Source organism: Microcystis sp. M53603_WE2 (assembly GCF_030065435.1).
Window position 1 is genome coordinate 1 of record NZ_JASJFF010001039.1, and the last position, 1,854, is coordinate 1,854.

1 protein-coding gene is annotated in these 1,854 nt (G+C 52.5%); it reads left to right on the forward strand.

What is annotated here, in order from left to right; translation table 11 throughout:
• Nucleotides 1–39: 39 nt before the first annotated feature.
• Nucleotides 40–1,854: RNA polymerDNA-directed RNA polymerase subunit B (locus tag PX481_RS21895; RefSeq protein ID WP_502888628.1), on the forward strand; the 1,815-nt coding region annotated here is incomplete at its 3' end.

Below are 1,854 nucleotides of genomic sequence, written 5' to 3' on the forward strand. Positions count from 1 at the left end.
CCGACCGTCGCTATCGTGTCATCAGCCCTTGTAACCATAATGAACAATCTTACCTTTAACCTCTTACCCGACCTCATCGAAATCCAACACTCCAGTTTTCGGTGGTTTTTGGAAGAAGGACTAATCGAGGAACTGAATAGCTTTTCCCCCATCAGCGACTATACAGGTAAATTAGAACTACATTTCCTCGGCCAGGACTACAGACTCAAAGAACCGAAATACAACGTCGATGAAGCCAAACGACGCGATAGCACCTATTCCGTTCAGATGTACGTTCCCACCCGTCTAATCAACAAAGAAACGGGAGAAAACATCGAACAGGAAGTCTTTATCGGCGATTTACCCCTGATGACCGAACGGGGAACCTTTATCATTAACGGGGCTGAACGAGTCATCGTCAATCAGATCGTCCGTTCTCCCGGTGTTTACTACAAGGCCGAAATCGACAAAAATGGTCGCCGTACCTACTCCGCTTCCCTGATTCCCAACCGAGGAGCTTGGTTAAAATTTGAAACCGACAAAAACGGCTTAGTCTGGGTCAGAATCGACAAAACCCGCAAATTATCCGCCCAAGTTCTCCTGAAAGCGATCGGATTGAGCGATAACGAAATCTTTGACTCCCTACGCCACCCCGAATTCTACCAAAAAACCCTCGACAAAGAAGGCAATCCCACCGAAGAAGAGGCACTCCTCGACCTGTACCGCAAACTACGCCCCGGGGAACCTCCCACCGTCACCGGCGGACAACAACTGCTCGAATCGCGCTTTTTTGACAATAAACGCTACGATCTCGGTCGCGTTGGTCGTTATAAACTCAACAAAAAACTACGCCTCAACGTCCCCGATAACCAGCGCGTTCTCACCACCACCGACATCTTATCGGCGATCGACTACCTAATTAACCTCGAATTTGACATCGGCAACACCGACGACATCGACCACCTCGGCAACCGTCGCGTCCGTTCCGTGGGTGAACTGCTACAAAACCAAGTGCGAGTAGGTTTAAACCGCTTAGAAAGAATCATTCGGGAACGGATGACCGTCAGCGAATCCCAAAACCTCACCCCCGCTTCCCTAGTCAACCCGAAACCCCTAGTAGCGGCGATTAAAGAATTCTTTGGTTCCTCGCAACTCTCCCAGTTCATGGATCAAACCAACCCCCTAGCGGAATTGACCCATAAACGCCGCATTTCCGCCCTTGGCCCCGGCGGTCTGACCCGGGAACGGGCCGGTTTTGCCGTGCGCGACATTCACCCCTCCCACCACGGCCGCATTTGTCCGGTGGAAACCCCAGAAGGTCCCAACGCCGGTTTAATCGGTTCCCTGGCCACCTACGCCCGCGTCAACGACTACGGTTTTATTGAAACCCCCTGTTACGCGGTGGAAAATGGACGAGTTCGCTACGATCTCCCCGTTAAATACCTCACCGCCGACGAAGAAGACGATCTCAGAGTCGCACCAGGAGACGTGGCCACCGATGAAAATGGTTATATCCTCGGCGAAACTATCCCAGTGCGCTATCGGCAGGAATTCTCCACCACCTCCCCCGAACAAGTGGACTACGTTTGTGTTTCCCCCGTCCAAATTGTCTCGGTGGCCACTTCCCTGATTCCCTTCCTTGAACACGACGACGCTAACCGCGCCCTGATGGGTTCTAATATGCAACGACAAGCGGTTCCCCTGCTGCGTCCCGAACGTCCCCTTGTGGGTACCGGATTGGAAGCACAGGCCGCTCGCGACTCCGGCATGGTCATCGTTTCCCGTACCAATGGGGTCGTTTCCTACGTCGATGCTAACCGGATTCGCATCAAAGTGGCGGATGAAGACAAAGAGATTTTTGGCAAGAGCGAGATC